A 23,351-nucleotide genomic window follows, 5' to 3' on the forward strand; every position below is an offset into this window, starting at 1 on the left:
CACGGACTGCAAAGGACTGAACGTCGATGTCATTTTCCCCTGAAGAACGCGCCGCACTGCTCAAGGTCAAGGGTGTCGGGCCTACCGTGGTGGGTCGCCTGGAGCAATTGGGGATCATTTCCCTGAGCCAGCTGGCCGCCGCCGATGCCCTGGATATCGTTACCCAGGCTTCGGCCCTGGTGGGGTCCAGCTGCTGGAAAAACAGCCCCCAGGCCCGCGCCGCGATCCAGGCCGCCATCGCCATGGCCAAGGGCAACTGAAGGCGTGAGCCGCGATCAGCCCTTCGCCTATCAGGCGGTGTATCGCTACCTGTTGCAGTGGCTCGACAGCGTTGCCAGCGATCAGGAGCAGCGCCTGCCGTCCTTGCGGGAGTTGGCGCTGCGCTTGAAGGTTTCCCTGTCCACCACCAAATACGCCTACGCCCTGCTTGAGGACGAGGGGCGCATTTGCTCGCGTCCGCGCCAGGGTTACTTCACCCGGGTGAAGGCCGGCGCACTTCTGCCCGTGGCCGGCCCCGCCTTGCTTGACGACCTCTATGCCCATGCCCGCCAGCCTGGGCGCCTGGCACTGTGCAGCGACGCACCGGCAATGCTGCTGTCCCTGGAGCAACCGTTGCTGATGACCGAGCGCGAACTGGCGCGCCAGTACCCGCGAACCCAGGCGCCGCTGTACCAGCCCTTGGGCGAGCAGGAACTGCGCAGCGAGCTGGCCCGGCGCTACACCCGCTCCACCTGCGATTACTGGCAGGCCGACCAGGTGTTTCTAGGGGCGGATATGCGCAGTGTGCTGGAGTTGTCCTTGCAGGCGCTGGACCTGGGCGGCGGCGTGGCCCTGGTGGAGTCTCCCTGTTCCTGGGCGGTGCTGCGGCAACTGCGGGCCGCGCGCCTGCGGATCATCGAACTGCCGCTCAATGCCGCCGGCTGCTTCGACTTGCAACAGGTGCAGGTGTTGCTCAAGCACGAGCCGGTGCGCCTGGCCGTGCTCTCCTCGACGGTGAACATCCCCCACGGCAGCCTGATGCCCGCCGCTGACAAACAGCAGCTGTGTCGCTGGTTTGCCGAACGGGGGATCTGGCTGCTGGAGAACGACAACTATGGTGAATTCAGCTTTGTCCCCGAGGCTGCCCGTTATCGGGATTTCGCCGATCCCGAGCGCCTGCTGGTGTTTGCCAGCCTGGACAAGGCCATAGGGGCCGAAGCGCCCTTCAGTTATGTGTTGAATCGTAGCCTGGGCCCGCAGCTGCATCGGCAGTTTCTCGAGCGCTCCTTCCGGCTTTCACCGATCCGCCAGAAAGCCGTGGCCCGTCTGTTCAGCTCCGGGCGCATCGACCAGCACCTGCACAAGCTGCGGGGCATGCTGCAACAGCGCATGCACCAGTTGCGCCAGTTGCTGGCGGAGCAGGCCGGGGCGCAATTGTTCGCGCCGATCCCGGCCGGCGGTGCCACCTTGTGGGTCGAAGCACGCCGGCCTGTGGCAATGACCCGGGTGTACGAACAACTGCTGGCCCAGGGCATCGTGATCGCCCCGGGAACCATCTTCAGCCAGCAAGGCCTGTGGCAGCATCACTTGCGCCTGAGCTACACCCTGGATTGGAGCAAGGACATCGCCGGAGCCCTGGGCCAGTTGGCCCAGGCACTGGATCAGGCGTCCTGAGCCACCCCATAGCAGTGCCGCGCCTCGGGGAAGACACCGTCCCGAACTTCCGCCGCGAAGCGTTCGCAGGCCTGGCCGATCAGGGCGCCGGCATCGGCGTATTGCTTGACGAAACGGGGCACTTGCGGCCCCCCGAGCCCCAGCAGGTCCTCGGTTACCAGCACCTGGCCATCGCAGGCCGGTGAGGCGCCGATGCCAATGGTGGGCATCGACGAAAACTCGCTGATGCGCCGCGCCAGGGGTTCCGCGATCCCCTCCAGCAACAGACTGAAAGCGCCGGCGTCCAAGTGAGCGCGGGCATCCGCCTCGATCTTGCGAGCCGCCTCGTCATCGAGTCCTTGGGCCTTGAAGCCGCCCATCTGATTGACGTATTGCGGCATCAGGCCGATATGCGCCATCACCGGAATCCCGCGTTGCACCAGGAATTCCACGGTCGGCGCCAGGGCCTTGCCGCCCTCCAGCTTGAGTGCGTCGCAGCCGGTGCGCGCCATGACCTCGGCGCAGTTGCGGTAGGCCTGTTGCGCAGATTCCTGGTAACTGCCGAAGGGCATGTCGGCGATCACGCAGGCCAGACGGCTGCCGGCGACTACGGCGCGGGTGTGGGCGATGATTTCCGTCAGGCTCATGTCCAGGGTCGAAGTGCGACCGTAGCCGACCATGGCCGTGGAATCGCCGATCAGGATGAAGTCCACGTAAGGGTCCATCAGCCGTGCCATGTGGCTGGTGTAGGCGGTGAGGGAGACGATCTTCTGCCGGCCTTTCATGGCCACCAGTTGCGGGACGCTCAGGCGGCGGGTGCGGGTATGCATGCTCATGACGACTTTCCTGGTTCTGCTGGGGTTGGAAAGTGCTCGATTATTGGCTCGGCGCCCGGGCATTCAATACACAGAGAACCGCGGAAAACCGACCCAGGCCCCGCAACGGGTTGTTCACCGGATCTTTTGCGTAGACCATGGCGCCTTCGCTTTGGACTGCCACCCGAGTTGCCTTTATGACCCCCTCCACAGAATCGTCGCCGGCGCGCTTTTCCCGCTCCGACTACAAGACCCTGGGCCTGGCCGCCCTGGGCGGTGCCCTGGAAATCTACGACTTCATCATCTTCGTATTTTTCGCCCTGACCCTGAGTCAGCTGTTCTTTCCTCCAGAAATGCCTGAATGGCTGCGCCTGCTGCAAAGCTTCGGGATCTTTGTCACCGGCTATCTGGCCCGGCCGTTGGGGGGCATTCTCATGGCCCACTTCGCCGACCGGCTGGGGCGCAAGAAGGTCTTCAGCCTGAGCATCCTGATGATGGCGCTGCCTTGCCTGCTGATCGGCATCATGCCCACCTATGCCCAGATCGGTTACTTCGCGCCCTTGCTGCTGTTGGCCCTGCGCGTGCTGCAAGGCGCCGCGGTGGGGGGTGAAGTGCCCAGCGCCTGGGTGTTCGTCGCCGAGCACGCGCCCCGGGCCCATCGCGGTTATGCCCTGGGCTTCCTCCAGGCCGGCCTGACCTTCGGCTACCTGCTGGGCGCGCTGACAGCGACCCTGCTGGCGCGGGTCTTCAGCCCCGAGGAAATCCTCGATCATGCCTGGCGCTACCCCTTCCTGCTGGGTGGGGTGTTTGGGGTGATCGGCGTTTGGCTGCGCCGTTGGCTGAGTGAAACCCCGGTGTTCATGGCCCTGCAGAACCAACGCGACAGCGCCGGCGAATTGCCCCTGCGGACCGTGCTGCGGGAGCACCGGCTGGCGATCCTGCCGGCGCTGATCCTCACCTGCGTGCTGACCTCGGCGGTGGTGGTGTTCGTGGTCATCACCCCGACCATGATGCAGAAGAGCTTCGGCATGAGCGCCAGCCATACCTTTGCCCTGAGCAGCCTGGGCATCGTTTTCCTCAACATCGGCTGCATCCTGGCTGGGCTGATCGTCGACCGCCTCGGCGCCTGGCGCACGGTGATGCTCTACAGCCTGCTGCTGCCCCTGGGCATTGCCGTGCTCTATGGCTGTCTGATCAGCGGCGGCGAGTGGATCGGCCTGGCCTACGCCATCGCCGGCCTGGGCTGCGGGGTGGTGGGGGCGGTGCCCTCGGTGATGGTCAGCCTGTTTCCGCCGCGGATTCGCGTCTCGGGCATTTCCTTCACCTACAACATCGCCTATGCCCTCTGGGCCAGCACCACGCCGTTGTTGCTGATTGCCCTGATGCCCTGGAGCCCATGGATCTGCGTGATCTATTGCGCGGTGATGGGGGCGGTGGGGGCGGCCAGTGCCGGCTACTTTGGTGGGCGCGTGGGTGGGGCTCGGCACGCATCAGCGCACAGTGATGGTTGCTACTGATCAGCTTCGCTGAATTTTCTTCAGAGGATTGCGATTGTGCGAAACAGCGAGCTAGAGCCCTTGCCATTCAACCTCTGAATCCAGGAAGCAATCGGGCTGAAAATTCGCCTTCAGCCCCAAGGTTTTTTCCCGCTACTCTCCCGGAATGCGCGGCCTGCGCTTGGGTTTCCGGGAGCTGTCTTGATTCGTTCGACGCTGTGTTCCTTGCGAAATTTCTCCACCCTGGAGCCACTGTTGCAAGTGGCGCTGGTGAGCTTTGTGCTGGGGCTGGTTTTTGCCCTGATCGAGGCCTGGACCTGCAACCTGGTGGACTACGGCCTGGAGGGCGCCAGTCCCGACAGCCTCAGTGCCCGAGTGCTGGCGGTGGAGACGGGGGCGCTGCTGGTGGAACAACTCGACACTGGGGAGCGCCAGCGTTTACGTCTGAGTCGCGACCTCAGTCAACTCCAGGTGCCGCTCACGCAACTGACAGGGCAGACCCTGGTACTGAGTCACCTGCGGGGTTACCTGCTCAGTTGCAGTCGCGACGATCAACCGTGGTGCACCGCCCAGTGCATCAACGCCGAGCAGTGCCAGGAACGCCTACGCGGGCGCGAGTCTTCCCTGGGCATGCTGTGCTTTACCTGGCTCGTCAGTCTGGCCTGCCTGCTGCTGCACACCTACCGCCCCCGCCCGTTCTCCCGGCGAACGGAACGCTGATGAGCTTCCCCGCCCCGTAGGAGCCGGCTTGCCGGCGAAGAGGCCCTCAAGCCTTGCATCGCTCTCAGGGGCGCTTTCGCTGGCAAGCCAGCTCCTACAACAGGCGGCCGTACACCTTTCTTCCGTAGGAGCCGGCTTGCCGGCGAAGTCCTTCAAGCCCCACATCGCCCTCATGGACACCTTCGCTGGCAAGCCAGCTGCTATAGGGCAAGTGGGGCGGTTACTGGGGCAGCAGTTGGTCCAGGTAGCGGGTGCGTTCGTTGCTCAGGCGGGTCACGCAGAGGTTGATCAGGGTGACGTGGGCCGGCTTGCCCGGTTCCACTTCGAAAGCCTCCAGCACGCAGGTGCTGTCGCGGAATTTGATCCAGGCACGTTGGGCATTCTTCAATTTGCCGAGGTATTCCTGTTCTTGCAGCAGGCTGCTGGGATACAGGTTGTGAACCCGCACCAGCAGCGCCTGATAGCTCTGGTTGAGCGCAGCGTCGGCGCGATCCTTGTCCTGCTGGGCGCAGCGATCGACCTGTTCGCTGACGCTGATGTGCTCGCAGTCCAGCGCAGCGGCTCGGGCAGGCGCCCAGCCAGCGGTACTGGCGAGTACGGCGATGACAAGGCCAAAGATCCATGGCTGATGAGGCATGTCGGTCCCTTGCGCTGAGAATGGAGCAGGCATTCTACAGAGCTGTTGCCGATGCAGAAGGGGCGTACGCGTACGCCCCTTGCGCGGCCGTGGTAATGGCGACCATCGCCGAACCGGAGGCCCGGCTTAGGGCCTTGGGTCGGGGCGCTGAACAGGGCGCCGACGGCAATCGGCGGGTGTTTGCCTGCTTTTGGCGCATTCGCTGCCCGGCTAACGATGCCTGGCTGCAGATAACCGCCCGCTAACGGCAGCATGACAATGGGGTTATCCAGTGCAGGTGCGGCGGGCAATCGAACTATCATCAGGCCGACGCTTGTTTAAGCCACGGGAGGATGTTCCATGGGTGCAGGACACAGTCACGGCCAGGTGCGAGCCGGGCATGAACGCAAGTTGTGGATGGCCCTGGGCCTGACCGGCAGTTTCATGATTGCCGAGGTCATTGGCGCTTTTGTCACCGGCAGCCTGGCGCTGTTGTCGGATGCCGCCCACATGATGACCGACGCCCTGGCGCTGGCGATTTCCCTGGTGGCGATCCAGGTTGCCAAGCGCCCGGCGGACCGCAAGCGCACGTTCGGTTATGCCCGTTTCGAAATCCTGGCCGCCGCATTCAATGCCTTGCTGTTGTTCGTGGTGGCGTTCTACATCCTGTTCGAAGCCTGGCAACGGGTGCAGGCACCGGCGCAGATCCAGTCCATCGGGATGTTGGTGATCGCGATCCTGGGGTTGATCGTCAACCTGATCTCCATGCGCCTGCTGGCCTCGGCCAGCAGCGAGAGCCTCAACGTCAAGGGCGCGTACCTGGAGGTGTGGAGCGACATGCTTGGCTCGCTGGGGGTAATCATCGCCGCCTTGGTGATTCTGTTCACCGGCTGGGGCTGGGTCGATTCCGTGGTGGCGGCGGCGATTGGCTTCTGGGTACTGCCACGGACCTGGACCCTGCTCAAGGAGAGCATGAACGTGCTGCTGCAAGGTGTGCCGGACGGGATCGATATCGAGCAGGTGGAGCAGGGCATTCGCGAGGTGCCCGGGGTCAGCGATGTGCATGACTTGCATATCTGGGCCCTGACCAGTGGCAAGAACGTGCTCAGTGCCCATCTGGTGGCGCAGTTGCAGGGCCGGGATGAACAGGAGGTCCTGGCCCGGGTCACCGAGTTGCTGCAGGAGCGGTTCGAGATCGCCCACGTCACCCTGCAGGTGGAGCAGGCGGGGTTTCATCAGCAGGTGGATGAGCATTGAAGGTGGCCTTGCCGGCCTCTTCGCTGGCAAGCCGGCTCCTACGGGGCGGTGGGGCTGGTGCGCGGCTCAGTCACGCTCTTCGAGTACGTAGCCCACGCCCCGCAGGGTGTGGATCAGTTTGCGCTCGAAAGGGTCGTCGATCTTCGCGCGCAAGCGGCGGATCGAGACTTCCACCACGTTGGTGTCGCAATCGAAGTTCATGTCCCAGACAAAAGAGATGATCTGGGTCCGGGACAGCACTACCCCGCTCTGACGCATCAGCAGGTGCAGCAGGGCGAACTCCTTGGTGGTCAGGTCGATGCGTTGTTTGCCGCGAAAGGCCCGGTGCCGCCCTTGGTCCAGTTCCAGGTCGGCCACCCTGAGTACGTCGGGCACTGGTGCCTGTTCGCTGCGGCGCATCAGGGTGCGGACCCGGGCCAGCAATTCGGGAAACTCGAACGGCTTGACCAGGTAATCATCGGCCCCCAGGTCCAGCCCGCGGATCTTGTCCGCCAGCCGTCCCTGGGCCGTGAGCATCATCACTCGGGTGTTGCTGTCCTCGCGGATCTGGCACAGCACCCCCCAGCCGTCGATCTGCGGCAGGTTGACGTCCAGGATCACCAGATCGTAGGCGTGCTGGCGGGTCAGGTGCAGGCCATCCGCGCCGGTATTGGCGCAATCCACCACATAACCACTTTCAGTCAGTCCCTGATGCAGGTAGTCGGCAGTTTTGAGTTCGTCTTCGATAACCAGGATACGCATGCTGATGAGGTTCTCGGCGATAAGCGGCAATAAAGGGAAGTTGCTGTAAATGACTGGGGTAATAATTTGAAAGTGCACTTTTATACAGACGGCTTGAGGCGCCTTTAACTTTGTGCTGGGCGCTTTGAAAGTGTGTCTGGCACTGTCTTTGGATGGCGGAATATTAATACAGAACATTGAGCCAGAGCCTTTACTAACGGATTTGTAATCTTTGCGCCACCCTGCTGATAAGCAGCGAAAGTTACCCTTGGTCGATATTGAAACTCTCCCTGTCAATGGGCGGAATGTTGCAGTTTCATATCGGCCAGGGCTCTGTTGAATAACCACCGATATGTTCCGCCGCACTTTCGCAGAAACTTTGCCTCTGTAGGGGCCGGAACCTGTTATGCCGACTTTCCCGAGAACACTTCCCCGGGCCGCCTGGCGCTGCTCCGCGGCGCTGCTGCTGGCGCTGCTGGCGCAGTCCCCGAGTGCGGCCGAGCCCGCCTCGCTGAGCCTCGACAACGCTCTGGCCAATGCCTTTGCCAACAACCCTGAACTGGCCGCCGCGCGCTGGGAGATCGAAATCGCCCAGGGCGCTCGCCAACAGGCTGGGCTGATGCCCAATCCGGTGCTGTCGGTGGATGCCGAGGACACCCGCAGGGATACGCGCACCACCTCGGTCAAACTCAGCCAGGCGCTGGAACTGGGAGGCAAGCGCGGAGCGCGGGTGGAGGTGGCCAGCCGCGGACAGGCGCTGGCGGCCCTGGAGCTGGAACGACGGGGCAACCAACTGCGGGCCGATGTCCTGGAGGCTTTCTACGCCGCCCTGCGGGCCCAGGAGCGCACGCAACTGGCCGGGCGTTCCCTGGCCCTGGCCGAGCGTGGTGTCACGGTGGCCCAGGGCCGGGTCAAGGCCGGCAAGGCCTCGCCGGTGGAGGCTACCCGGGCCCAGGTGCAGTTGGCGGAAGTTCGCCTGGAGCTCAATCGTGGCCAGATGGAGCAGGACAATGCCTATCGGCAGTTGGCCCGGGTCACGGGCGCAGCCACCACGGACTTTGCCGCCGTGCAGGAGCCTTCGCTGTCGGTGGCGACTTTGCCGGCTTCGGCGCAATTGCTGAATCGGTTGCAGGAGACCGCAGAACTGCGTCTGGCGGAGCAGGAGATTGTCCAGCGCGAGGCGTCTCTGGGCCTGGAAAAAGCCCAGCGCATTCCCGACCTCGACGTCAGCGTTGGCAGTCAGTACGACGCCACCGCCCGTGAACGGGTGAACCTGGTGGGGCTGTCGATGCCGCTGCCGCTGTTCAACCGCAACCAGGGCAATGTGCTGTCCGCCGCCCGTCGCGCCGATCAGGCCCGGGACCTGCGCAACGCCACCGAGCTGCGTCTGCGCACCGAAACCCGCCAGGCCCTGGAGCAATGGAGCACTGCCAGGGGCGAGGTGCAGTCGTTCAACCAGACCATCCTGCCCGCGGCCCAACGCGCGGTGGACAGTGCCACCCGAGGCTTCGAGATGGGCAAGTTCAGCTTCCTCGAAGTACTGGATGCCCAGCGCACTTTGATCGGCGCCCGCAGCCAGTACCTTGCCGCCGTGGCGCAAACCACCGAGGCCTGGGTGCGGATCGAACGCATCTACGGCGACCTCAGCCGTTGGTGAAAGCCTGGTTGAGGGGCCTCGCGTGCCTGGCCGCCCTGCTGGTCAGCGATTGCAGCGGTGCACCACTGGCGCCGCCGGATGAGCCGCCCCGGCACTGGTGTGTCCATGAATGGCACCGGGCTCTCGACGCATTTTTCTTTCCGCCTACCTCGTAAGGCGCTTTTCGCGCTGCCGAACATCGATTGTCAGGAGCACCCATGGATAAAAAACGCAGCCTTGTCATGGCCATTTCAGCGGTGGTCGGCCTGGGAGCGGCGGCCTTGCTGCTGCCGGACCTGTTCGCTACCCCGACCCCCGCCCGCACCCAGGCACCTGCAGTGGCAGAGCCGGCCGGGCATGGCGAGGAAGAACCTGAAGGGCATCTGGAGCTCAGCCCCGAGCAGATCCAGGCGGCCGGTATCGAACTGGTCGAGGCCGGGCCCCGGCGCCTCAACCGCCTGCTCAGCCTGCCGGGGGAAATCCGCTTTGACGAGGATCGCACCTCCCACATCGTGCCCCGGGCTGCCGGCGTGGTGGAGTCGGTGCAGGTCAATCTCGGTCAGGCGGTCAAGCGTGGCGAACTGCTGGCGGTCATTGCCAGCCAGCAGGTGTCCGACCAGCGCAGCGAACTGGCGGCTGCCGGGCGGCGGGTGGAGCTGGCCCGCACTACCTTCGAGCGCGAACGCCAGTTGTGGGTCGACCAGATCTCCGCCGAGCAGGATTACCTGTTGGCGCGCCAGACCCTGCAAGAAGCGGAAATCGCCCTCAACAACGCCCGGCAGAAGATGAGTGCCTTGAGTGGCAGTGCGCAGTTGGTGGGAGGCAATCGCTATGAAATGCGCGCGCCATTCGATGGCGTGGTGGTGGAGAAACACCTCAGCGTCGGCGAAGTGGTGGGTGAAACCAGCGCCGCTTTCACCCTTTCGGATCTGTCCCGGGTCTGGGCCACCTTCGGGGTATTCCCCAAGGACCTGGACAAAGTCCGGGTCGGCCAGGCGGTGAATGTCAGCTCCAGTGAGCTGGGGACCCAGGTCCAGGGCAAGGTGGCCTACGTCGGCAGCCTGCTGGGGGAGCAGACCCGGACCGCCACCGTGCGGGTGACCCTGGCCAACCCTGATGACGCCTGGCGCCCGGGACTGTTCGTCTCGGTGCAAGTGGCCACTGAAGCCTTCGAAGCACCGGTCAGCGTGCCGCAGACGGCGATCCAGACCCTGGAAGACCGGCCTTCGGTGTTTGTCCGGGTAGCCGAGGGCTTCCAGGCCACGCCGGTGGTCACCGGAGCCACTCAAGACGGTTTCGTCGAAATCCGCGAAGGCCTGGCCGCCGGTGCCCAGGTCGCCACCCGTGGCAGCTTCACCCTCAAGTCCGAGCTGGGCAAAGGCTCGGCCGACCATGGCCATTGATCGGTCACAGCACAGAGTGATTTCCCATGTTTGAGCGCATCATTCAATTCGCCATCGAGCAGCGCATCATCGTCCTCCTGGCGGTGCTGTTGATGGCCGGGGTCGGCATCGCCAGCTACCAGAAACTGCCGATCGACGCGGTCCCCGACATCACCAACGTCCAGGTGCAGATCAACTCCGCAGCGCCAGGGTTCTCGCCCCTGGAAACCGAGCAGCGCATCACCTTTCCCATCGAGACCGCCATGGCCGGCTTGCCGGGGTTGCAGCAGACCCGCTCGCTGTCGCGCTCGGGACTGTCCCAGGTGACGGTGATCTTCAAGGACGGCACCGACCTGTTCTTCGCCCGGCAATTGGTCAACGAGCGCTTGCAAGTGGCTCGGGAGCAACTGCCCGAAGGCGTGGAGGCCGTGATGGGGCCGATCTCCACCGGGCTGGGGGAAATCTTCCTCTGGACCGTGGAGGCCGAGGACGGTGCCCGCAAGGAAGATGGCACCCCCTACACCCCCACCGACTTGCGGGTGATTCAGGACTGGATCATCAAGCCGCAACTGCGCAACGTTCAGGGCGTGGCGGAGATCAACACCATCGGCGGCTTCGCCAAGGAGTACCAGATCGCTCCGGACCCCAAGCGCCTGGCGGCCTACAAGCTGACCCTCAATGATCTGGTGACGGCCCTGGAGCGCAACAACGCCAACGTCGGCGCCGGCTATATCGAGCGCAGCGGCGAGCAGTTGCTGATCCGTGCGCCAGGGCAACTGGCGTCCATCGAGGACATCGCCAACATCGTCATCAGCAGCAGCGACGGCACGCCGATCCGCGTGCGCAATGTCGCCCAGGTGCAGATCGGTCGCGAATTGCGTACCGGCGCGGCCACCGAGAACGGCCGGGAAGTGGTGCTGGGGACGGTGTTCATGCTGATTGGCGAGAACAGCCGCAGCGTGTCCCAGGCCGTGGCGAAAAAGCTCGAAGAGATCAACCGCTCGCTGCCTGAAGGGGTGGTGGCAGTCACGGTGTACGACCGCACCAACCTGGTGGAAAAAGCCATCGCCACGGTGAAGAAGAACCTCTTCGAAGGCGCGTTGCTGGTGATCGTGATTCTGTTCCTGTTCCTGGGCAACATCCGCGCCGCATTGATCACCGCACTGGTGATTCCACTGTCGATGCTGTTCACCTTTACCGGCATGTTCAGCAATAAGGTCAGTGCCAACCTGATGAGCCTCGGCGCCCTGGACTTCGGCATCATCGTCGACGGCGCGGTGGTGATTGTGGAGAACGCCATCCGCCGCCTGGCCCATGCCCAGCAGCACCACGGCCGCATGCTGACCCGCTCCGAACGCCTGCATGAAGTCTTCGCCGCAGCCAAGGAGGCCCGGCGTGCGCTGATCTTCGGTCAGTTGATCATCATGGTGGTGTACCTGCCGATCTTCGCCCTCACCGGGGTGGCCGGGAAGATGTTCCATCCCATGGCCTTCACCGTGGTCATGGCTCTGCTGGGGGCGATGATCCTCTCGGTGACCTTCGTCCCGGCGGCCATTGCGCTGTTCGTCACCGGCAAGGTCAAGGAAGAGGAAAACCTGCTGATGCGCAGCGCCAAGCGCGGCTACGCGCCGGTGCTCGATTGGGTCATGGGCCATCGTGCGCCGACCTTCGCCCTGGCCGTGGCGATCCTGTTGGGCAGCGGTCTGCTGGCCAGCCGCATGGGCAGTGAATTCATTCCCAGCCTCAGCGAAGGCGACTTCGCCCAACAGGCTCTGCGGGTGCCCGGCACCAGCCTCACGCAATCGGTGGACATGCAGCAGCGCCTGGAGAAAACCCTGCTGGCGCAGGTGCCGGAGATCGAGCGGGTGTTTGCCCGCACCGGCACCGCGGAGATTGCCTCGGACCCGATGCCGCCGAATATTTCCGACAGTTACGTGATGCTCAAGCCCAAGGCGCAATGGCCGGACCCGGGCAAGTCACGGGAGGCGCTGATTGCCGATATCCAGCGCGCCAGCGCCTTGGTGCCGGGCAGCGCCTATGAACTGTCGCAGCCGATCCAGTTGCGTTTCAACGAGCTGATTTCCGGGGTGCGCAGCGATGTGGCGGTCAAGGTTTTCGGGGACGACATGAACGTGCTGAACAAGACCGCCAATGAAATCGCCACGGCCCTGCAGGGGTTGTCCGGTGCCTCGGAAGTCAAGGTCGAACAGACCTCCGGCCTGCCGGTACTGACCATCAATATCGACCGCGACAAGGCGGCGCGCTTCGGCCTGAACGTGGGCGATGTGCAAGACACCATTGCGGTGGCCGTGGGCGGGCGCCAGGCCGGCACCTTGTACGAAGGCGACCGCCGTTTCGATATGGTGGTGCGCCTGTCCGACCAGTTGCGTACTGACATTGACGGCCTGTCGCGGCTGTTGATCCCGATCCCGGCGACGGCGGGCAGTGGCAATGGGCAGATCGGCTTTATCGCCCTGTCGGAAGTGGCCAGTCTCGATCTGGTGTTGGGTCCCAATCAGGTCAGCCGCGAGAATGGCAAGCGCCTGGTGATCGTCAGCGCCAACGTGCGCGGGCGCGATATCGGTTCCTTCGTCGAGGAAGCCACGGCGTTGATCGGCGAGAAGGTCAAGGTCCCTGCGGGGTACTGGACCACTTGGGGCGGCCAGTTCGAGCAATTGCAGGAAGCGTCCCAGCGTTTGCAAGTGGTGGTGCCGGTGGCACTGCTGCTGGTGTTCGGGTTGTTGTTCATGATGTTCAACAACCTCAAGGACGGCCTGTTGGTCTTCACCGGCATCCCCTTTGCCCTGACCGGCGGGATCATGGCCCTGTGGCTGCGGGACATTCCGCTGTCGATCTCGGCGGGGGTGGGGTTTATCGCCTTGTCGGGGGTGGCGGTGCTCAATGGCCTGGTGATGATTGCCTTCATCCGCAACCTGCGGGAGGAGGGGCGTTCCCTGTCCATGGCTATTCATGAAGGTGCCCTGACCCGCTTGCGCCCGGTGCTGATGACCGCCCTGGTGGCGTCCCTGGGCTTTATCCCCATGGCCCTGGCCACCGGCACCGGCGCTGAAGTGCAACGGCCCCTGGCTACCGTGGTGATTGGCGGCATCCTGTCCTCCACCATCCTCACTCTTCTGGTCTTGCCGGCGCTGTATCAATGGGCGCATCGCAAGGAAGAGGACTAGCCCCTTTAGCTGGACTGTTGGCGAAGGTGCTCTTGCGGGCGTCTTCGCTGGCAAGCCAGCTCCTACGGAGGGCAGGCACATCGCGTCAATTCCTGTAGGAGCCGGCTTGCCGGCGAAGGCGATCTTGAGGGTGTCCTCGCTGGCAAGCCAGCTCCTACGGAGGGCAGGCACATCGCGTCACTTCCTGCAGGAGCCGGCTTGCCGGCGAAGGCGATCTTGAGGGTGTCCTCGCTGGCAAGCCAGCTCCTACGGAGGGCAGGCACATCGCGTCAATTTCTGTAGGAGCCGGCTTGCCGGCGAAGGCGTTCTTGAGGATGTCCTCGCTGGCAAGCCAGCTCCTACGGAGGGCAGGCACATCGCGTCAATTCTCGTAGGAGCCAGCTTGCCGGCGAAGGCGATCTTGAGGGTGTCCTCGCTGGCAAGCCAGCTCCTACGGAGGGCAGGTACATCGCGTCAATTTCTGTAGGAGCCGGCTTGCCGGCGAAGGCGATCTTGAGGGTGTCCTCGCTGGCAAGCCAGCTCCTACGGAGGACAGGCACATCGCGTCAATTTCTGTAGGAGCCGGCTTGCCGGCGAAGGCGTTCTTGAGGATGTCTGCGCCGGCAAGTCAGTTCCTGCAGGACGCTGCTCAATGGGCAGGCAAAAAAAAGCGCCCCATGCGGGACGCTAAAAATTCATCTCTTTCCAAAGGAGCATCAAAAAAACGCTTCAAGAGATGAATGTGCTCGGTAGGCAATCGCCGTTAAATATCTTCCTCGGCCGCAGCGGATGCGCAAGCGTCGCAAGGGGGAGTGCCGGTGTCAGCGGCGGCTGTTTCCTGGTTGGCGTCGCCGTGAATCTGTTCCTGGCTGGCCAGGAAGGTTTGGCGGGCCTGCTGTGGGCGTTCGCTGCCATCAGCAGCCCAGATGGCGGAGCTGGTAGTGGCCAGAAGGCCGATCAACAACAGTCGGGTGGGACCCATGGTGCTTCTCCTGACAAGCTCGCCGGCCGGGGGAATCACGGCGGATTCGAGTGTGTTCGGGAGTATATGGAGACCAACCTAACGAGAAGGTGAGGCCGATATTACAGTTCTGAAAGCCATGAGTCTGTGAAGAAGTTTTAACACCGGGCAGGCGTCAACCTGCCCGGCCAGGTACTTCAGAGCAGGGCCAGGGGGTACTCGACGATCAGTCGGAACTCTTCCAGGTCGGACTCGAACTGGCTGGAGCGGATGGTCGCCTGGCGGATACGCAGGGACAGGTCCTTGAGTGTGCCGCCCTGGAACACGTACTTGGCTTCGATGTCCCGCTCCCAGCGACGTTGATCGGTCAGCGGATCACCCGCCGCGTCGCGGCGCATATATACCGAGTTGGCGTTGCTGTAGTCGGCGCCGCTGCCGCGCCCGTAGCGGGTCATGAACGACAGGCCGGGGATGCCCAGGGTCTGCATGTCCAGGTCGTAGCGGACCATCCACGAGCGCTCCTTGGGCGAGTTGAAGTCGCTGTACTGGATCGAGTTGTCGAGGAAGATCGAGTCCGACTGGCGCAGATAATCGAAGTCGTCGTTGCCGTTGTTGCGCTGGTGCGACAGGGCCAGGGTGTGGGCGCCGTAGGTGGCGCCGACCTTGGCGCTCCAGATGTTGTTGTCGAACTCGCCCAACAGTTTCTTGCCCTCATCCACGGCCTTGTAATAGTTGAAGCCGCTGAACAGGCTCAACTCGTCGGACAGCGGGTAATTGCCCGTGACGCCAAGGTAGTACTGATCCCAGGCGTCTTTCAGGCGGCTGCTGTAGAGGCTGAAACCGAGGTTGGAGTTGAGCTTGTAGTCGCCACCGAAGTAGCCGACCCAGGGCGAATCCACCTTGCCCGCGTAGAAGGTGGCGAAGCCATCGCGCATGCCACTGCTGTCGGGCTGACTCATGGCGTGCAGGCGTCCGCCCTGCAAATCCAGGCCGTCGATGCTGGTGTTCTCCAGGGTCACCCCGCGAAAGCTTTCCGGCAGCAGGCGCGAGTCGCCGTAGTGCACCACCGGCGTCTTGGGGAACACGTCGCCCACTTTCAGCGTGGTATCCAGGGCTCGCAGTTTTACCGCGCCCCCGGCCTTGCCGTAGCCGTCGGCGGGCTCGTTGTCGTGGTTCACCGGCAGCATGCCGAAGGAGCCACCGCCACCGCTGCGACCGGTGCCGGAATCCAGCTTGAGGCCGTACATGGCGAAGGCATCGATGCCGAATCCGACAGTGCCCTGGGTGAAGCCTGACTCGAACTTGCCGATCAGGCCCTGGGCCCAAGCTTCGGAGTAGCCGTTGCCGGTGGGGCTGGACTGGCCTTTGCGATCATCGCGGTTGAAGTAGAAGTTGCGCAGCAGCAGGTCGAGGCGGCTGCCTTCGACAAAGCCTTCGGGCTGTTCCTCGGCGGCTACCGCCGCCACGGGACACAGCCCCAGTACCGCGGCAAGCACGGACAGGGACAGAGGGGGATTGATTCGCATGGGGTCGCTCCTGAGTGTTGGCAGCTATCAACTTTTATATCGCCAGAGGCGTTCTTATTGGGGGGACTGACAGGCGCAGAAACGCCATGAAAGTCGCGGTCGATAGTTGCAAACAGTCGATAACGGCGGGGTGACCCGGTGATTACAATTGTGCAAGAAAGCGCCGTGATAGCGGTCGGCAAAAGCCTCTGAATCCCCTATGAACAGGGGCTCTGGCGATGAGGGACGAGGTTGCCTGAAGGGGCATTACAGATAAGTAATGTGCCCGCGATCATTCTGACAGGGTCGGTTCCTTATCCTCGCTGGTGTCAACTGGACGAGGAAACTGTCATGAAGCCTTTCAACTTGAGTATCGCCGCGCTGCTGCTGTCCATTTCTTCCCTGGCTCTGGCCGAGGGCGGCGGTGATCGCACCTTTACCCGCGCCATGGTGGAGAACCAGAAGGCCATGGAGCGCTATGCCGCGAGCCAGGGCAAACCGGCCCCGGTGGTGCAGAACTACCGCTATGGTATGGCGCTGGATATCGCCAGGGTGGTCAACGTGACGCCTCCGATCAAGTCCTGCGAGGTGGTGCCCTCACGCATGACCTATGAAGACTCCGCCGGCCAGCTCAAGACCCTCGAATATCAGGTCGTGGGTCAGTGCCGTAACAACGGCAGCTGACTCTGGGCCCTTGATGCCGTGCCCTCAGGCGTCGCCCGGCTCGGGGTGCAGGGCAACGATCATGTCGACTTCCACCGAGGCGTTTTTCGGCAATTGATAGACCCCCAGCGAAGTGCGTGTGTGCACGCCGGCCTCGGCAAAGACCGAATACAGGATCTCTGAGGCGCCATCTGCCACTTCGCTCTGCTGGGTGAAATCCGCAGCGCTCTGCACATAGACGTTGATTCGCAGAATGCGCTTGATCCGCTGCAGGTCGCCCAGCATCTGTTCCAGGATCGCCAGAGCTCGCAGGGTACAGATCTGTGCCCCGTGCCGGGCCTGTTCCAGGGAGGTCTCGGCGCCAACCCGGCCGACCACCATCACGGTGTTTTCGATGCGCGGGATCTGCCCGCTGACATAGACCTCATCACCATTGCGCACCGCCGGTACATAGTTGCCGCCAATGCGCATCTCGCCTTCGAAACTGTGCCCGATCCGGGCTGCCGCCTGCTGGAAAAGTGTCTTGCGTGTTGCATCCATAGTCCAACTCCGTCGATCGCCGTGGAATTTCCCGAAGCCGACTATACGCGCTCCAACGCGGCGATGAATCTTCGGTGAAAGCCCCGTATCGACGGGCTTTGCCTGCCGTTGAAGTTTTTTTGTCGGACAAGTCGCAGTTGCTATTAAGAAAATTCTTTCAGGGCCGATGTTAGGCCCAAAGCAGCCTATTTTTTCAGTCCCCCGCCCCCGGTGCATCCTCATGTTCAATAAACGCTTGAAGCAAGAGCTGTCGGCGCTTCGTGAAGAACTCTCGAGCCTTCAGCAAGTGAAGGAAAGTCTTGAAAGCGAGATGCTCGTGATCAATTTGAGCGCCGATGGACGGATTCAATCGGTCAACCACAACTTCGCCCAGGAAATGCTCTACAAGGGGGGTGATCTGGTGGGCCGTGCCCTGGAGGACATCGTTCCGGATCACGTCAAGCACGACGAGTTCCATCAACGCTTCAAGGCGACCCTGGCACGGGGCGAGCATTTTGCCGGGGCGGTGCGCTTGCTGCGGGGCAACGGTGAGGAAGCCTGGCTGCGCTCCATTTCCCAGCCGATTCGTGACTCCGAGGGACGGATCAAGTACTTCGCGATCTTTTCCAGCGACCTGACCCGCACCATCGAAGCCTCCCGCGAGCACGAGAACCTGATCGGCGCGCTGATGCGTTCCACCGCGCTGATCGAGTTCGACCTCAATGGCCATGTGCTGACCGCCAATGACCGTTTCCTGGTCGGCATGGGTTACAGCCTGGCGCAGATCAAGGGCAAGCATCACCGCATGTTCTGTGAGCCGGAGGAGTACAACAGCGCGGCCTACCAGGCGTTCTGGAGACGTCTGAATGCCGGGGAGTTCATCGCTGAACGCTTCAAGCGGATCGATGCCCATGGTCGCGTGGTCTGGCTGGAGGCCTCCTACAACCCGGTGCTGGATGCCAACAACAAGCTCTACAAAGTGGTGAAGTTCGCCACGGTGATCACCGATCAGGTGAACCAGGAGCTGGCGGTGGCCGAGGCGGCGAACATTGCCTACAGCACCTCTTTGCAGACCGACAACAGCGCCCAGCGTGGCACCACGGTGGTCACCGAGGCGGTGAACGTCATGCGTGATCTGGCCAAGCACATGCAGGACGCCGGCGAAGGCATCGGCGCCCTGAACGAGCAGTCCCTGGTGATTGGCAGCATCGTCAAGACCATCAGCGGGATTGCCGAGCAGACCAACCTGCTGGCCCTCAACGCGGCGATCGAGGCGGCCCGTGCCGGTGAGCAGGGACGGGGTTTTGCCGTGGTCGCCGATGAGGTCCGGCAATTGGCCTCGCGTACCAGCAAGGCCACCGAGGAAATCGTCGGCGTGGTCCGGCAGAACCAGGACATGGCGCGTGAAGCCGTGGAGTTGATGGCCGAAGGCAAGCTGCAGGCGGAGCAGGGCCTGGCCCTGGCCGCGGAAGCCGGCACGGTGATCGTCGAGATCCAGGACGGCGCACAGAAAGTGGTGAGCGCGGTCGGGCAGTTCGCCAATCAACTGTCGACCTGAGTCGTGGGGCCCCGGTGACGGGGCACAGCTCATCCTCCCGGGGCGGCGCTCGCCGGCCCCGACAGCCTTTAGGATGTTTCCGAAGAGGCCTTAAGAATATTCTGAAACGCCGAACACGGCTTGGAGAAAGGTTACGGGGCGCCGATGGCAAGAGGATCGCTGTATCCACTCTCAGTCTGTCGGTGTATCCATGTTCAACAAACGTTTGAAGCAACAGCTTGCCACCTTGAGCGACGAGCTCAATGCTCTGCAGCAGTTCAAGGCCTGTCTGGAAACCCAGGTGCTCAGCATCGAGCTCGATGGCGAGGGGATGATCCGCCGGATCAACCAGAACTTCACTCAAGTGCTGGACCTCGACGGCCAACAGCTCTGTGGACACTCCCTGGAGCGCATCGTGTCGCGCCACCCACAAGCGACTGAGCTGTACCGTGCCTTCAAGTCGGCTCTGGGCCGCAATGAAAGCTATGTCGGTCAACTGCGCCTGCAGCGTGGCAACGGCCGCGATGCCTGGTTGCATACCTGTGTTCAGCCGATTCGCGACGGTGCCGGGCGGCTCGACCATTACACCTTGATCTGCACCGACCAGACGGCGTCGGTGGAAAGCGCCTGCGAGCATGAAAACCTGATGGCGGCGTTGCTGCGTTCCACGGCGGTGATCGAGTTCGATCTGCAAGGCCGGGTGCTGACCGCCAACCCGCGCTTTCTGGCGTGCATGGGTTACCGCCTCGATGAAGTCCAGGGGCAGAACCACCGTCTGTTTTGCGAACCCCAGGAATATGAAGGGGCGTCGTACCAGGAGTTCTGGGCGCGCTTGAACGCTGGCGAGTATGTCGCCGACCGCTTCAAGCGTATCGACAGCCAGGGCCGGGTCGTGTGGCTAGACGCCTCCTACAACCCGGTGCTGGATGCCAGCGGCCAACTCTACAAGGTGGTGAAGTTCGCCACCCTGATCACTGATCAGGTGAATCAGGAACGCTCGGTGGCCGAGGCCGCCGACATCGCCTACAGCATCTCCCGGCAAACCGACACCAGTGCCCAGCGCGGCTCGGCAGTGGTCACCGAAACCCTGGACGTGATGCGTGACCTGGCCAAGTGCATGCAAGAGGCCGGTGACGGTATCGAAGCCTTGAACGAGCAGTCCCTGGTGATTGGCAGCATCGTCAAGACCATCAGCGGGATTGCCGAACAGACCAACCTGCTGGCCCTCAACGCGGCCATCGAGGCCGCTCGGGCCGGTGAACAGGGGCGCGGTTTCGCCGTGGTCGCCGATGAGGTCCGACAACTGGCCTCGCGTACCAGCAAGGCCACCGACGAAATCGTCGGTGTGGTCCGGCACAACCAGGACATGGCCCGCTCGGCCGTGGAACTGATGGCCGAAGGTCGGCAGCAGGCCGAGCAGGGCCTGACCCTGGCGGCGGAGGCCGGCACGGTGATTGTCGAGATCCAGGACGGTGCGCAGAAAGTGGTGGGCGCGGTGGGGCAGTTTGCCAGTCAGCTGTCCAACTGAGTGCCACGCTGAGGGTTCAAGTTTCGCGTCCGCCTGGCCCAGCGGACGCGGAGGGTCTCAGTGCTGCAACGGCCCATGGCATTCGTAATGCAAACGGTCGAACCACTGCCCGTGCAGCAGGAAGCTGCGGCGTGAATGGCCGTAGCAGGAGAACCCGGACGCCTCCAGTACGCGCACCGAGCCGAGGTTCTCCGGTCGGGCGTTGGCTTCGATACGGCTCAGTTGCAACTCCCCGAAGGCTCGTTGCAGGACTTGCTCCACCGCTGCCCGGGCGATGCCGCGACCGTTGAAACGGGCGCCCACTCGATAGCCCAGTTCGGCGCAATTGAAATAGGGGCGCTGCACCCGGTGCAGGTTGATGCGTCCCACCAGCTGTGAGTTTTCACGGATCAGGAATTGATAGCCGCGATCCGCTTCGGCGTCCTGTCGAGCCTGGGCGATGGCCTCGGCGACGCCTTCGGCACAGTAGTACGCAGCGGGTCGGGCGTTGATCGAGGCTTCGAAAAAAGCGCGGTTTTCTTCTTCAAAAGTCAGCAGTTCATGCACGTCGTCAGGCTGTGGGGCGGTGATGTACAGGTGCGTCATGGTCCGGTGGCCTCAATCCGTTGAAGGCGCCTTCATCTCACGTTCTGCAGGTCGGCTTCAAGCCTCCAGGTGCGGTTTGATCAGCTCGGCGAACCATTCGATAAACACATTGAGACGGCGCGAGCGATGGCGGCGGTCGGGGTACAGTGCGCTGATTTCCATGGGCGCCACCGGCAGTTCATGAAGCACCTGCACCAATTCGCCACGCTCCAGCAGGTGCTGCACATCGAAGCGCGGCACCTGGATCAGCCCCAGGCCCTGGCGACAGCAGGCAATGTAGTTCTCGACGTTGTTGACGATCACCCGACTGGGCAGGCCCAGCAGGTGCTCGCGACCTTCCAGCAGGTATTCCCAGGGCTGTTCGCGGCCAGTGTCCGGGGAGGCGTAACCGACCATCCACTGGCCGTTCTGCAAATCCTGGGGCGTGTGGGGTTCGCCTTGTTCGGCGAGGTAGGCGGGGCTGGCGCAGTTGATCAGTGCCAGGCGCCCGAGGGGGCGGGCGATCAGGCTGCTGTCCGCCAGGCTGCCGACGCGGATCGCGCAGTCGATGCCTTCCTGGACCAGATCGATGCTGCGATCGCTGGCCCCCAGGGACAGTTGCAGGCCCGGGTATTGCGCCAGCCATTGGGGCAGGGCAGGTACGATCAGGCGCCGGGCGATACGGCTGGGCACGTCGATGTTCAAGCGCCCGCTGACGTCCACCTGGCGATGGTGGAACAGTTGGCTGAGTTCGGATGCATCCGCCAGCAGGCGCCGAGCTCGCTCCAGGAGGATGGCGCCGTCGGCAGTCAATTGCACATGCCGGGTCGTGCGGTGCAGCAGGCGAGTACCGAGGCCGGTTTCCAGTTGCTGCACGGCGGAGGAGACGGTGGCCCGTGGCAGCTCCAGAGTATGGGCAGCCTTGATGAAGCTGCCCATGTCGGCCACCTGGATGAACACGCGGTATTGTTCAAGCTTATCCATCGTATGAACGATCCTGGTTCGGGGACGCCGAGCGGCAGTGAATTACTGCATCGTCCGAGGCGATCGATGCAGCGGCTCGGCAGGCCAATTTACCCCTTGAACGCCAGGATTACTTGGTGGTGTAGCCGCCGTTGATCAGTAAGGTCTGGCCGGTGATCCACCAACCCTCGGTCACCAGATGGCGAATGAAGGGCACCACGTCCTCGATATCGGTGAGTCCGGTCTTGCTCGAAGGCGACAGCGCCGCGGCGCTCTTGTGGTAGGCCACGGCGTCGTCCCCTTCGGCAGGGTAGAAGAACGGCGTGTCCATGGGACCTGGTCCTACAGCGGTGACCGAGATGCCCCGGGCACCGAACTCCTTGGCCGCGGCCCGGGTGAAGTGTTCCACCGGTGCCTTGGAACCGCCGTAGGCGGCATAGAACGGGGTGAAGGCCCCCAGCAGCGAAGTCACCAGGGTCACCAGCTTGCCATTGTCCTCCAGGTGTTTGCCGGCTTCCTTGATAAAGAAGAAAGCGCTCTTGGCATTGACCGCAAACATCTGGTCGTACTCGTCTTCGCTGATGTCGACTATGGGTTTTTTCAGCACCTTGCCCACGGTGTTGATGGCGATGTCGATCTTGCCGAAGCGCGCCTTGACCTCACTGAACAGACGCTCCACGGCAGCGGCGCTGGTGAGGTCGGCCTGCCAGGCGTGGGCCTCGACCCCCAGGGCCTTGAGCGCCGCCAGGGTGCGTTCGGCATCGGCCTGGCTGGCGTGGCTGTTGTAGTGCACGGCCAGCGCTTTGGCCCCGTGGCTGGCAAGGTCACGGGCAATCAGGCCGCCGAGGTTTTTCACCCCTCCGGCAATCAGCACGACTTTGTTGTTCAAGGAATGATCAGCCATGGTGCGGCTCCTTCGACGGTTGAGGTGAAGGCTGAGTCTAGTCTCTGGAGGGGTACGGATAAGCCGTCGACGGCTGGACGGATTATCCAGAAAATCCATCTAATGCTGTGGTCTGCCCGGGGGCTGGATAGGGCTACAATCGGATTTTTTCAGGAGCCTGCCATGCCCGCATTTCGTCGTCCGGTCCCTTTGGAAAAGGCCTACCGCCTGCTCAATCACGGGCCGACCGTGCTGGTCAGCGCCGCCCAGGGCGGCCAGCGCAACATCATGGCCGCTGCCTGGGCCATGCCCCTGGATTTCGAGCCGCCGAAGGTGGCGGTGGTACTCGACAAGTCCACCTGGACCCGGCAACTGCTGGAGGCTTCGGGCACCTTCGTTCTCAACGTGCCTTGCGCCGCTCAAGTGGACATTGTGCAGAGCCTGGGCAACAGCTCCGGACTGGAGCTGAACCACGCCGGCCGCGACAAGTTTACCGCCTATGGTTTGTCGACCTTTGCCGGCCAGGCCCTTGAGGCTCCGCTGCTGCAAGGCTGCGTAGCCTGGCTGGAATGCCGGCTGTTGCCCGAGCCCCACAACCACCAGCAGTACGACCTGTTCCTTGGCGAAGTGATTGCCGCCCAGGCCGATGCCCGGGTGTTCAGCGAAGGGCGTTGGCACTTCGACGGTCAGGACCCGCTGCGCACTTTGCACCATGTGGCGGGCGGGCACTTCCTGACCATCGGTGGCGCCGTTGACGGTCACCAGTTGCCCTTGGTCGGCGAGTCCTGAG

General features: G+C 63.2%; 20 protein-coding genes and 4 pseudogenes. 14 read left to right on the plus strand and 10 right to left on the minus strand.

Annotated elements, in window-relative coordinates; all coding sequences use genetic code 11:
- Nucleotides 1–26: 26 nt before the first annotated feature.
- Together FW796_RS05050 and FW796_RS05055 are read left to right on the plus strand one after the other, a co-directional pair.
- Nucleotides 27–260, plus strand: coding sequence for a helix-hairpin-helix domain-containing protein (locus FW796_RS05050; protein WP_346633755.1), 234 nt, complete (start codon nucleotides 27–29; stop codon nucleotides 258–260).
- A 4-nt stretch (nucleotides 261–264) separates the two neighbouring features.
- Entirely contained in the window at nucleotides 265–1,653 is a 1,389-nt protein-coding gene (locus tag FW796_RS05055) for an aminotransferase-like domain-containing protein (protein WP_446439102.1), read from the plus strand.
- Here FW796_RS05055 and panB read toward each other — a convergent pair.
- On the minus strand, nucleotides 1,641–2,468 hold the full coding sequence (gene panB / locus FW796_RS05060) for a 3-methyl-2-oxobutanoate hydroxymethyltransferase (RefSeq protein ID WP_404937671.1): 828 nt from the start codon (nucleotides 2,466–2,468) through the stop codon (nucleotides 1,641–1,643). The two genes, FW796_RS05055 and panB, sit on opposite strands and share 13 nt — an antisense overlap.
- 176 nt (nucleotides 2,469–2,644) lie before the next feature.
- Here panB and FW796_RS05065 point away from each other — a divergent pair, with 176 nt between their 5' ends.
- The gene (locus tag FW796_RS05065) at nucleotides 2,645–3,964 is read left to right on the plus strand and encodes an MFS transporter (protein WP_404937670.1); all 1,320 of its coding nucleotides are present in this window, start codon (nucleotides 2,645–2,647) and stop codon (nucleotides 3,962–3,964) included.
- A 180-nt stretch (nucleotides 3,965–4,144) separates the two neighbouring features.
- Complete coding sequence (locus tag FW796_RS05070) at nucleotides 4,145–4,663, plus strand: hypothetical protein (RefSeq protein ID WP_404937669.1); 519 nt, start codon at nucleotides 4,145–4,147, stop codon at nucleotides 4,661–4,663.
- 220 nt (nucleotides 4,664–4,883) lie between these two features.
- Here FW796_RS05070 and FW796_RS05075 read toward each other — a convergent pair whose 3' ends face one another.
- Nucleotides 4,884–5,300, minus strand: a complete 417-nt coding sequence (locus tag FW796_RS05075; RefSeq protein ID WP_346633760.1) for a lysozyme inhibitor LprI family protein — start codon at nucleotides 5,298–5,300, stop codon at nucleotides 4,884–4,886.
- Between the two features lie 339 nt (nucleotides 5,301–5,639).
- On the opposite strand from FW796_RS05075, the gene FW796_RS05080 reads away from it, so the two are divergent.
- Entirely contained in the window at nucleotides 5,640–6,536 is an 897-nt protein-coding gene (locus FW796_RS05080; protein WP_346633761.1) for a cation diffusion facilitator family transporter, read from the plus strand.
- Nucleotides 6,537–6,602: 66 nt separating this feature from the next.
- Here the strand turns inward: FW796_RS05080 and FW796_RS05085 are convergent, their stop codons facing one another.
- Nucleotides 6,603–7,277 (minus strand): heavy metal response regulator transcription factor, encoded by a 675-nt coding sequence (locus FW796_RS05085; RefSeq protein WP_123724863.1) that lies wholly within the window; start codon nucleotides 7,275–7,277, stop codon nucleotides 6,603–6,605.
- Between the two features lie 272 nt (nucleotides 7,278–7,549).
- Nucleotides 7,550–7,630: a helix-turn-helix domain-containing protein gene (locus FW796_RS05090; protein ID WP_430962725.1), complete on the minus strand. Its 81-nt coding sequence runs from the start codon at nucleotides 7,628–7,630 to the stop codon at nucleotides 7,550–7,552.
- Nucleotides 7,631–7,662: 32 nt separating this feature from the next.
- On the opposite strand from FW796_RS05090, the gene FW796_RS05095 reads away from it, so the two are divergent.
- From FW796_RS05095 to FW796_RS05105, 3 genes are all read left to right on the plus strand, one after another.
- The gene (locus FW796_RS05095) at nucleotides 7,663–8,913 is read left to right on the plus strand and encodes a TolC family protein (protein ID WP_446439103.1); all 1,251 of its coding nucleotides are present in this window, start codon (nucleotides 7,663–7,665) and stop codon (nucleotides 8,911–8,913) included.
- 197 nt (nucleotides 8,914–9,110) lie between these two features.
- Entirely contained in the window at nucleotides 9,111–10,295 is a 1,185-nt protein-coding gene (locus FW796_RS05100) for an efflux RND transporter periplasmic adaptor subunit (RefSeq protein WP_404937666.1), read from the plus strand.
- Nucleotides 10,296–10,321: 26 nt separating this feature from the next.
- Complete coding sequence (locus FW796_RS05105) at nucleotides 10,322–13,459, plus strand: CusA/CzcA family heavy metal efflux RND transporter (RefSeq protein ID WP_346633764.1); 3,138 nt, start codon at nucleotides 10,322–10,324, stop codon at nucleotides 13,457–13,459.
- Nucleotides 13,460–14,201: 742 nt separating this feature from the next.
- On the opposite strand, the gene FW796_RS05110 is transcribed toward FW796_RS05105, so the two are convergent.
- Complete coding sequence (locus FW796_RS05110; protein ID WP_346633765.1) at nucleotides 14,202–14,420, minus strand: hypothetical protein; 219 nt, start codon at nucleotides 14,418–14,420, stop codon at nucleotides 14,202–14,204.
- 176 nt (nucleotides 14,421–14,596) lie between these two features.
- Complete coding sequence (locus FW796_RS05115) at nucleotides 14,597–15,925, minus strand: OprD family porin (protein ID WP_446439104.1); 1,329 nt, start codon at nucleotides 15,923–15,925, stop codon at nucleotides 14,597–14,599.
- Nucleotides 15,926–16,255: 330 nt separating this feature from the next.
- Between FW796_RS05115 and FW796_RS05120 the strand changes: the two genes are divergently transcribed.
- Nucleotides 16,256–16,588, plus strand: a complete 333-nt coding sequence (locus tag FW796_RS05120) for a DUF2790 domain-containing protein (RefSeq protein WP_346633767.1) — start codon at nucleotides 16,256–16,258, stop codon at nucleotides 16,586–16,588.
- A gap of 24 nt (nucleotides 16,589–16,612) precedes the next feature.
- Here the strand turns inward: FW796_RS05120 and FW796_RS05125 are convergent, their stop codons facing one another.
- Nucleotides 16,613–17,107 carry a RidA family protein gene (locus tag FW796_RS05125; protein ID WP_346633768.1) on the minus strand — a complete coding sequence of 165 codons (495 nt, stop codon included), beginning with the start codon at nucleotides 17,105–17,107 and terminating at the stop codon, nucleotides 16,613–16,615.
- A gap of 310 nt (nucleotides 17,108–17,417) precedes the next feature.
- On the opposite strand from FW796_RS05125, the pseudogene FW796_RS05130 reads away from it, so the two are divergent.
- The 4 pseudogenes from FW796_RS05130 to FW796_RS05145 all read left to right on the plus strand — a co-directional run.
- A pseudogene (locus tag FW796_RS05130) lies at nucleotides 17,418–18,050 on the plus strand (PAS domain-containing protein); the annotation flags it as partial.
- A gap of 162 nt (nucleotides 18,051–18,212) precedes the next feature.
- Nucleotides 18,213–18,644 (plus strand): annotated as a pseudogene (locus tag FW796_RS05135) (methyl-accepting chemotaxis protein); the annotation flags it as partial.
- Nucleotides 18,645–18,834: 190 nt separating this feature from the next.
- Nucleotides 18,835–19,608, plus strand: a pseudogene (locus FW796_RS05140) (PAS domain-containing protein); the annotation flags it as partial.
- A 108-nt stretch (nucleotides 19,609–19,716) separates the two neighbouring features.
- Nucleotides 19,717–20,151 (plus strand): annotated as a pseudogene (locus FW796_RS05145) (methyl-accepting chemotaxis protein); the annotation flags it as partial.
- A 57-nt stretch (nucleotides 20,152–20,208) separates the two neighbouring features.
- Here the strand turns inward: FW796_RS05145 and FW796_RS05150 are convergent.
- The 3 genes from FW796_RS05150 to FW796_RS05160 all read right to left on the minus strand — a co-directional run bounded on the left by FW796_RS05150 (nucleotide 20,209) and on the right by FW796_RS05160 (nucleotide 22,582).
- Nucleotides 20,209–20,736: a GNAT family N-acetyltransferase gene (locus FW796_RS05150; RefSeq protein ID WP_346633771.1), complete on the minus strand. Its 528-nt coding sequence runs from the start codon at nucleotides 20,734–20,736 to the stop codon at nucleotides 20,209–20,211.
- Nucleotides 20,737–20,793: 57 nt separating this feature from the next.
- On the minus strand, nucleotides 20,794–21,699 hold the full coding sequence (locus tag FW796_RS05155) for a LysR family transcriptional regulator (RefSeq protein ID WP_446439105.1): 906 nt from the start codon (nucleotides 21,697–21,699) through the stop codon (nucleotides 20,794–20,796).
- A gap of 109 nt (nucleotides 21,700–21,808) precedes the next feature.
- Nucleotides 21,809–22,582 carry an SDR family oxidoreductase gene (locus FW796_RS05160; protein WP_346633773.1) on the minus strand — a complete coding sequence of 258 codons (774 nt, stop codon included), beginning with the start codon at nucleotides 22,580–22,582 and terminating at the stop codon, nucleotides 21,809–21,811.
- 162 nt (nucleotides 22,583–22,744) lie between these two features.
- Between FW796_RS05160 and FW796_RS05165 the strand changes: the two genes are divergently transcribed.
- Entirely contained in the window at nucleotides 22,745–23,350 is a 606-nt protein-coding gene (locus FW796_RS05165) for a flavin reductase family protein (protein ID WP_446439106.1), read from the plus strand.
- The last annotated feature ends 1 nt before the right edge of the window (nucleotide 23,351 follow it).

The organism is Pseudomonas sp. 910_21, from assembly GCF_052850735.1.